Origin of the sequence: Cellulomonas massiliensis JC225, assembly GCF_000312005.1 — a bacterium.
Lineage (GTDB): Bacteria > Actinomycetota > Actinomycetes > Actinomycetales > Cellulomonadaceae > Cellulomonas > Cellulomonas massiliensis.
This window is the reverse complement of record NZ_HE978588.1, coordinates 2,257,107-2,265,642: the sequence shown is the minus strand read 5'-3', so window position 1 is coordinate 2,265,642 and position 8,536 is coordinate 2,257,107. Positions and strand designations below refer to the sequence as shown.

The window sequence follows — 8,536 nt, the reverse complement described above, 5'->3', positions numbered from 1 at the left end:
GGCGCCCCGACGTCCGCCGTGGGTGCCCGCGCGCACCCTCCCACCCCCAGGAGCACCGTGACCGCCGCCCGCCGTCTCGCCGCGCCGCTCGTCCTGGCCGCCGCCCTCGCGCTCGGCGCGTGCACCGGTGGCCCGCCGCCGCTCGACCCGGAGGCGTCCCCCGCCGCGGACGGCACCGGGCGTGACGTCGGCGTGCAGCTGTTCCAGTGGACGTGGGACGCGATCGCGGCGGAGTGCACCGACCACCTCGCCCCCGCGGGCTACGCCTGGGTGCTCACCTCCCCGCCGCAGGAGCACATCCGGGGCGAGGCGTGGTGGACCGCGTACCAGCCGGTCAGCTACCGGGTCGAGTCGCGGCTCGGCACCCGGGAGCAGTACGCCGCGATGGTGCGCACGTGCCACGAGGCCGGCGTGGACGTCTGGGCGGACGCGGTGGTCAACCACATGACCGCGCAGGACGCGGGCGTCGGCTGGGCCGGCACGCGCTTCGAGCACCAGCGCTACCCCGGTCTCTACGAGCCGGTCGACTTCCACCACTGCGGTCTCACGCCCGACGACGACATCGCGAGCTATCTCGACGCGGAGCAGGTCCAGACCTGCGAGCTGCTCGACCTGGCCGACCTCGACACCGGGTCCGCGCACGTGCGCGCGACGATCGTGGCGTACCTGGAGGACCTGCTCGGGCTCGGCGTCGACGGCTTCCGGATCGACGCCGCGAAGCACATGGCCGCCGAGGACGTCGCCGCGATCGTCGGCGCTCTCCCGGAGGGCACCGGCGTCGCGCAGGAGGTCATCCGCGGCAGCAACGAGCCGATCCAGCCCGAGGACTACCTCGGGGCGGGCCAGGTGTACGAGTTCACCTACGGCAAGGAGCTCAAGGGCGTCCTCGCCGGCTCCCCCCGGCTGGCGCTGACCCTCGGTGAGGCGCGGGCGCGGTACGTGCCCTCCGACGACGCGGTCGTGTTCGTCGACAACCACGACACGGAGCGCAACGGCTCGACGCTCTCGTACCAGGACGGCGACGCGTACGCGCTCGCGCAGGTCCTCATGCTCGCCGGGACGTACGGGACGCCGCAGGTCCTGTCCGGGTACGCGTTCGGCGACACGGACGCGGGTCCGCCGCAGGACGAGGACGGCCGGGTGCGGGACGCGACGTGCGCCGACGACGTCGGCCCCGCCCGGGCGTGGGCGGACGGCGACTGGGTGTGCCAGCACCGGTGGCCCGAGGTCGCGGGGATGGTCGGGTGGCGCGCCGCCGTTGGCGACGCGCCGGTGGTCGACGCGTGGTCCGACGGCGACGCGGTCGCCCTCGGGCGCGGCGAGCGCGGCTTCGTCGTCGTCAACGCCGGCGACGAGCCGCTCACGGCCACGCTGACGACGAGCCTCCCGGACGGCCGCTACTGCGACGTGCTGGTGGCCTCCGGGTGCGAGGAGGCGCGGGTGTCCGACGGCCGCGTCGACGTCGTCGTGCCGCCCGGCTCGGCCCGCGCCTGGGACACGGCGGCGCGCCGGTGAGCCGCGTCCTGGTCAACGGCCCGGCGTCCTGGAACACGCTCGTCGCGGTCGAGGAGCTGCCCGAGGCGCGCTCGCACACGGTGTTCGCCCGCGGCCACCGCCGCGGCCTGGGCGGCACGTCCGCCGGCAAGGCCCTCACGCTGGCGGCGCTCGGCGTCGACGTCACCCTCGCGACCGTCCTCGGCGACGACGAGCCCGGCGCGCTCGTCCGCGCCGCGCTCGCACGCCGCGGCCTGACCTTGCTCACGTCCCCCGCGCCGGTCACCGAGCAGCACCTCAACCTCATGGCGGACGACGGGTCGCGGCTCTCCGTCTACCTGGAGCTGCCTGCCGCGCCGCCGGCGCCCGCGCCCGGCGTGCTCGACGCGCTCCGGACGGCCGACGCCGCTGTGCTCGACCTCGCCGAGTCCTCCCGCCCCCTGCTCGAGCGCGCCCGCGCCGCCGGGGTCCCCGTCTGGTGCGACGTGCACGACGACGACGGCTCCGGGTCGTACCCGCGCGCGTTCGTCCAGGCGGCCGACGTCCTCGTCGTGAGCGAGGACGGCCCGCCGGACCCGCGCGCGTACCTGCGTGCCGCCGTCGACGCCGGCACGGCGCTCGCGGTCTGCACCCGGGGCGCCCGCGGGGCGCTCGCGCTCGACGCGGACGGCTGGTGGGAGGTCGACGCGGCGCCCGCGACGGTCGTCGACACGAACGGCGCCGGGGACGCCTTCGTCGCGGGGCTGCTCGCCGCGACGCTCGCGGGACGCCCGCGGGGCGAGGCGCTGCGCCACGCCGCCGCCGCGGGGGCCCTCGCGGTGTCGACGCCGGACCTGGGCGCGCCCGACGTGACGGCTGCCGACGTGGCGGCTCTCGCCGGCCGCGTGAGGCTGCGGCGCCCCTGACGACGGTCAGCCGCCGGAGACGCTCAGCTCCGCCTCGTGCAGCTGGCGGGCGAACGTGTCGGAGAGCTCGCGGGAGTCGAGCCAGCCGTACGGCAGGACCGGCCGCTTGGGCGAGCCGGCGCGGCCGCGCGGGCCCTCCGCCGCCTCGCCGGGGTACGCCTGGTCGAGGTCCAGCGCCGCGAGCCGCTCGTCGAGCTCGGCCATGGTCGAGACGAGGCCGAGCGCCGCGCGCGCCTCGCCGCCCACGACGTACCCCTTGAGGTACCACGCCATGTGCTTGCGCATCTCGCGCAGCGCCTTGCCCTCGTCGCCGAACGTCTCGACCATCAGCTCGGCGTGCCGGCGGACGACGCGCGCGACCTCGCCGAGCCCCGGGCGGACGCGCGCGTCCGACCCCGCGAACGCCGCCGCGAGGTCCGCGAACAGCCACGGCCGCCCCTGGCAGCCGCGCCCCACGACGACGCCGTCGCACCGGGTGTGCTCGACCATCGCGAGGGCGTCCTCGGCGGACCAGATGTCGCCGTTGCCCAGCACCGGGATGTCGGTGACGGCCTGCTTGAGCGTCGCGATCGCGTCCCAGTCGGCGGTGCCCGAGTAGTAGTCGGCGGCCGTGCGCCCGTGCAGCGACACCGCGGCCACGCCCGCGTCCTGCGCCGTCAGCCCGGCCTCGACGTACGTCAGGTGCTCCTCGTCGACGCCCTTGCGCATCTTCACCGTCACCGGGACGCCGCGCGGCCGCGCCGCACCGACCGCCGCTCGCACGATGTCGCGGAACAGGTCCCGCTTCCACGGCAGCACCGCTCCCCCGCCGCGCCGCGTCACCTTGGGCACGGGGCAGCCGAAGTTGAGGTCGACGTGGTCGGCGAGGTCCTCCTCGACGAGCATCCGGACGGCCGCCCCCACGGTCGCCGGGTCCACGCCGTAGACCTGGACCGAGCGCGGCACCTCGTCGGACTCGAACGAGATGATCCGGAAGGACTCGGGCGTGCGCTCGACGAGGGCGCGGCTCGTCACCATCTCGGCGACGTACAGGCCGGCGCCGGACTCGCGGCACAGCCGGCGGAACGCGGCGTTCGTCACGCCGGCCATGGGCGCGAGCACCACCGGCGTGTCCACGGTGAGGGGCCCGATGCGCAGCGGCGGCAGCACCGCGCTCGCGCCGGCGGGGCGCGCGGGAGCCGCGGGTGCAGTCGTGGTCATCGCGCCATTGTCGCACCGGACCCCGCCGGGCCCGCGTCCCCGCCCGGGTGCTCAGCCCAGCAGCCAGCCGTTCTCCTGCGCGATCCGCACGGCCTCCGCGCGCGTGCGGCCGCCGGTCTTGCCCATGCGGACGCGACGACGCCCGCCCCCGCGCGCTGCGGGGACGGGCGTCGCGCGGCGGGTCAGGCGCCGACGAGGTGCTGGGCCAGGTAGCCCTTGACCTGGTCGAGCGCGACGCGCTGCTGCGTCATGTCGTCGCGGTGGCGGATCGTCACGGCCTGGTCGTCCAGCGTGTCGAAGTCGACCGTGATGCAGAACGGCGTGCCGATCTCGTCCTGGCGGCGGTAGCGCCGGCCGATCGCGCCGGCGTCGTCGAAGTCGACGTTCCACGCGGTCCGCAGCTCGGCGGCCAGGTCGCGCGCCTTGGGCGAGAGCTGCTCGTTGCGGGACAGCGGCAGCACCGCGGCCTTCACGGGCGCCAGGCGGGGGTCGAGCTTGAGCACCACGCGGGTGTCGACGCCGCCCTTGGTGTTCGGCGCCTCGTCCTCGGTGTACGACTCGACGAGGAACGCCATGAGCGAGCGCGTGAGCCCCGCCGCCGGCTCGATGACGTAGGGCACGTACCGCTCGCCCTTCGCCTGGTCGAAGAAGGACAGGTCCTGGCCGGAGTGCTCCGAGTGCGTCGACAGGTCGAAGTCCGTCCGGTTCGCGATGCCCTCGAGCTCGCCCCACTCGCTGCCCTGGAAGCCGAACCGGTACTCGATGTCGACGGTCCGCTTGGAGTAGTGCGACAGCTTCTCCTGCGGGTGCTCGTAGAGCCGCAGGTTGTCCCGGCTGATCCCGAGGTCGGTGTACCAGGCCGTGCGCGTGTCGATCCAGTACTGGTGCCACTGCTCGTCGGTGCCGGGCTCGACGAAGTACTCCATCTCCATCTGCTCGAACTCGCGGGTGCGGAAGATGAAGTTGCCGGGGGTGATCTCGTTGCGGAAGGACTTGCCGATCTGGCCGATGCCGAACGGCGGCTTCATGCGCGCGGCGGAGTACACGTTCTTGAAGTTCACGAAGATGCCCTGGGCGGTCTCGGGCCGCAGGTAGTGCAGGCCGGACTCGTCCTCGACGGGGCCGAGGTACGTCTTGAGCATCATGTTGAAGTCGCGCGGCTCGGTCCACTGGCCGCGGGTGCCGCAGTTCGGGCACGCGATCTCGGCGAGGCCGCCCTCGGGCGCGCGGCCCTTGCGCTCCTCGAACTCCTCGATCATCTGGTCCTCGCGGAACCGCTTGTGGCAGCTGAGGCACTCGGTCAGCGGGTCGGTGAACACGCCCACGTGGCCGGAGGCCACCCACACCTGGCGGGGCAGGATCACGGACGAGTCGAGCCCGACGATGTCGTCACGGCTGGTGACCATCGAGCGCCACCACTGCCGCTTGATGTTCTCCTTGAGCTCGACGCCGAGCGGCCCGTAGTCCCACGCCGAGCGCGTGCCCCCGTAGATCTCGCCGCTCGGGAAGACGAAACCGCGCCGCTTGGCGAGGGAGACGACGTTGTCGAGACGGGACGGTGCGGCCACGCGCTGCTCCTGGGTTCGGCGCCGCGGCTGGGTGCCGCGGGCGGTCGGCACGCCCCGGCCGGCTGCCGAGGCGGTGGGAAGGGCCCTGACGGGCCCGACCAGGCTACCGGCCCGACGACACGCCGCCGGACGGAGTTTTGACAACGGTTCTCATCTTCATGAGAATCGTCCTCATGCACCGACGACCCCGCCGCCCCACCGTCCCGCTGGCCGCCGCCGGGCTCGTCACCGCGGGCCTCGTGCTCGCCGGCTGCCAGGGCGGCACCGGCACCCCGGGCACGGTGGACGTCCTCGCGTCCTTCTACCCGCTGCAGCTCGTCAGCGAGCGGGTCGGCGGGGACCACGTGCGCGTGCAGTCGCTCACGCCGCCCGGCGCGGAGCCGCACGACGTGGAGCTCTCCCCCGCGCAGGTCGCCAAGCTCTCGAGCGCCGACCTCGTCGTGTACCTGTCGGGCTTCCAGGCGGCCGTCGACGACGCCGTCGAGCAGACCGGCCCGCAGGACGTGCTCGACGCGGCGGACGTGGTGGACCTCGAGCCCGCGCACGAGGACGAGCACGACGGCGAGGAGCACACGGCCGACGACGGCCACGAGCACGGCGACCTGGACCCGCACTTCTGGCTCGACCCCACGCGCCTGGCGGCGGTCGTGCCCGCGGTGGAGCAGCGCCTGGCCGCCCTCGACCCCGAGCACGCCTCCGAGTTCGCCGCGAACGCCGCCGAGCTGACGCGGGAGCTCACGGCGCTCGACGAGGAGTACGCCGCGGGGCTGCGCACGTGCGAGCAGCGCACGTTCGTCACGTCCCACGCCGCCTTCGGGTACCTCGCGGAGCGGTACGACCTCGAGCAGGTCGCCATCTCCGGCGTCGACCCGGAGGCCGAGCCCTCGCCCGCCCGCCTCGCCGAGGTCGAGCGCGAGGTGCGCGAGCAGGGCGTCACGACGATCTTCTTCGAGACCCTCGTCAGCCCGAAGGTCGCGCAGACGCTCGCCGCCGACCTCGGCGTCCGCACGGCCGTGCTCGACCCGATCGAGGGCGTCACCGAGGAGGGCAGCGACTACTTCTCCGTGGCCCGCGACAACCTCGAGGCCCTGCGCGTGGCATTGTCCTGCTCGTGAGCACGCCGTCCACGCCCCCCACGGTCGTCGAGGCGCGGGCGCTGTCCGTGACGCTCGGCGGGCAGCCGATCCTGCGCGAGGTGGACCTGTCCGTGCGCGCCGGCGAGGTGCTCGCGCTGCTGGGGGCCAACGGCTCCGGCAAGTCGACGCTCGTGCGGTCGCTGCTCGGCGTCGTGCCGACCAGCTCCGGCAGCGTCCGGCTGTTCGGCGAGCCGCTCGGCCGCGGTGTCGACTGGTCCCGCGTCGGCTACGTCCCGCAGCGGATGCCCGCCGGCGGCGGGATGCCGGTGACCGCGCTGGAGGTGGCCTCGTCCGGGCTGCTCTCCGGCCGGCGGCTGCGCCCGCCGCGCGGCGGGCGGCGGCGCGCGCTCGCGGCCCTGGACGCCGTCGGCGTCGCCAACCTCGCGCAGCGGCGCGTCCACGAGCTCTCGGGCGGCCAGCAGCAGCGCGTCCTCATCGCCCGCGCCCTGGTGCGCGAGCCCGACCTGCTCGTCCTCGACGAGCCGACCTCGGGCATCGACGTGCCGACGCAGGAGACGTTCGTCCGGACGGTCGCGCGCCTGCACGACGCCGGCACGACGGTCGTCGTGATCCTGCACGAGCTGGGCCCGTTCGCGCCGCTCATCGACCGTGCCGTCGTCCTGCGGCACGGCCGCGTCGCGCACGACGGCGCGCCGCCGCGCCCCGCGCCGGACCACGCCGACGCGCACCACGACCACACCCACGCCCACGCGGACCCCGAGCCGCCGACCCCGCCCGCCCTGACGGTGGAGGTGAACCCGTGAGCGACCTGCTGGAGATGCTCTCCGCGCCCCTCATGCAGCGCGCCCTGCTGGCCGCCGTGCTCGTCGGTGCCGCCGCGCCCGTCGTCGGCACCTTCCTCGTCCAGCGCCGCATGGCGCTCATGGGCGACGGCATCGGCCACGTCGCGCTCACCGGCGTCGCCCTCGGCTGGCTCGTCGGGTCGTGGGCGGGCCTCGTCCCCCAGGACTCGCTCGCGATCCCCGGCGCGGTGGTGGCCGCCGTCGTCGGCTCGGTCGTCATCGAGCTCGTCCGCGAGCGCGGCCGCACGTCGGGCGACCTGGCGCTCGCGCTCATGTTCTACGGCGGGATCGCGGGCGGCGTGCTGCTCATCAAGGTCGCCGGCGGCACCAACGCGAGCCTCATCAGCTACCTGTTCGGGTCGATCTCAACCGTCTCGACGACGGACCTGTGGTGGACGGTCGCGCTGGCGGCGCTCGTGCTCGGCACCGGCGTCGGCCTGCGCTCGGCGCTGTTCGCCGTGAGCCACGACGAGGAGTTCGCGCGTGCGTCGGGGCTGCCGGTGCGCGCGCTGTCGATCCTCGTCGCGACGATCGCCGCCCTCACCGTCACCATCGCCATGCGCGTCGTGGGCCTGCTCCTCGTCAGCGCGCTCATGATCGTGCCGGTCGCGGTCGCCCAGCTCTACGCGCGCTCGTTCTCCCGGACGATGGCCGCCGCGAGCGGCATCGGCGTCGTCGTGAGCGTCGTCGGGCTCACCGTGACGTACTGGAACGACATCCCGCCCGGCGCCACGATCGTCGTCCTCGCGATCGGCGTGTACGCCGTCGCGGCGGCGCTGCAGCCGCTGCTGCGCCGCCCCGTGCCGCCGCACGACCCGCACCCCGACCTCCCCGACGACGTCGAGCTCAGCGAGGCGGGACAGCCGGGACGCGCCGCCTAGGATCGACGCGTGGAGGCCCTGCTCGCGCGCATCGGCGCCCTGCCGATCGGCATGGCCCTCGGCCTGCTGTTCCTCGTGGTCCTCGTGCGGTCCCACGCGACGTACTGGGCGGGGCGGGGCGTCGTCGCAGGCGCCGAGGGCGTCGGCACGTCGTCGCGCTCGCCGCAGTGGTACCGCTCGACGCTGGAGCACCTCGACCGGTGGACGAGCTCGCACGCGGCCCGCCGGGGCCTCGACCTCGTCCGCCGCTGGGGCGCGCCCGCGGTCACCGCCGCCTACCTGACCATCGGCCTGCAGACCGCGGTCTTCGCCGCGTCCGGGCTGATCCGGATGCCCTACGGCCGGTTCACGATCGCCTCGATCCCGGGATCGGTGGCGTGGGCGGTCGTGTGGGGCACCGTCGGCTTCGGGGCGTTCTACGCGGCCGTCAGCCTCGTCGCCGCCTCACCGTGGGCCGCCCTCGGCGTCGCGGTCGTGCTGCTCGTCGTCGGCGGGTTCGTCTGGCGCCGGCGGCTCCTGCGGCGCGCCCGCCGCGACGCCGCCGACGCT

8 protein-coding genes are annotated in these 8,536 nt (G+C 75.0%); 6 read left to right on the top strand and 2 right to left on the bottom strand.

The features are described 5' to 3' along the window. Positions 1-57 precede the first annotated feature (57 nt). Both HGCM_RS10770 and HGCM_RS10765 read left to right on the top strand, forming a co-directional pair. A complete protein-coding gene (locus HGCM_RS10770; RefSeq protein ID WP_026075413.1) occupies positions 58-1,515 on the top strand; it encodes an alpha-amylase in 1,458 nt (485 codons plus the stop codon). Beyond that, the gene (locus tag HGCM_RS10765; RefSeq protein ID WP_019136845.1) at positions 1,512-2,399 is read left to right on the top strand and encodes a carbohydrate kinase family protein; all 888 of its coding nucleotides are present in this window, start codon (positions 1,512-1,514) and stop codon (positions 2,397-2,399) included. The genes HGCM_RS10770 and HGCM_RS10765 overlap by 4 nt, the downstream gene beginning before the upstream one ends. A gap of 6 nt (positions 2,400-2,405) precedes the next feature. Here HGCM_RS10765 and dusB read toward each other — a convergent pair whose 3' ends face one another. Beyond that, complete coding sequence (gene dusB, locus HGCM_RS10760; protein WP_019136844.1) at positions 2,406-3,599, bottom strand: tRNA dihydrouridine synthase DusB; 1,194 nt, start codon at positions 3,597-3,599, stop codon at positions 2,406-2,408. Positions 3,600-3,781: 182 nt separating this feature from the next. Beyond that, positions 3,782-5,167, bottom strand: coding sequence for a glycine--tRNA ligase (locus tag HGCM_RS10755; protein ID WP_019136843.1), 1,386 nt, complete (start codon positions 5,165-5,167; stop codon positions 3,782-3,784). Positions 5,168-5,340: 173 nt separating this feature from the next. Between HGCM_RS10755 and HGCM_RS10750 the strand changes: the two genes are divergently transcribed. The 4 genes from HGCM_RS10750 to HGCM_RS19925 form a co-directional block, all read left to right on the top strand. Further along, a complete protein-coding gene (locus HGCM_RS10750; protein WP_019136842.1) occupies positions 5,341-6,282 on the top strand; it encodes a metal ABC transporter substrate-binding protein in 942 nt (313 codons plus the stop codon). Then, complete coding sequence (locus HGCM_RS10745; RefSeq protein WP_019136841.1) at positions 6,279-7,067, top strand: metal ABC transporter ATP-binding protein; 789 nt, start codon at positions 6,279-6,281, stop codon at positions 7,065-7,067. The genes HGCM_RS10750 and HGCM_RS10745 overlap by 4 nt, the downstream gene beginning before the upstream one ends. A gap of 14 nt (positions 7,068-7,081) precedes the next feature. Next, the gene (locus HGCM_RS10740) at positions 7,082-7,987 is read left to right on the top strand and encodes a metal ABC transporter permease (RefSeq protein WP_040399753.1); all 906 of its coding nucleotides are present in this window, start codon (positions 7,082-7,084) and stop codon (positions 7,985-7,987) included. Between the two features lie 9 nt (positions 7,988-7,996). After that, on the top strand, positions 7,997-8,536 hold a 540-nt coding region (locus HGCM_RS19925; RefSeq protein WP_019136839.1), incomplete at its 3' end, for an SNARE-associated domain-containing protein.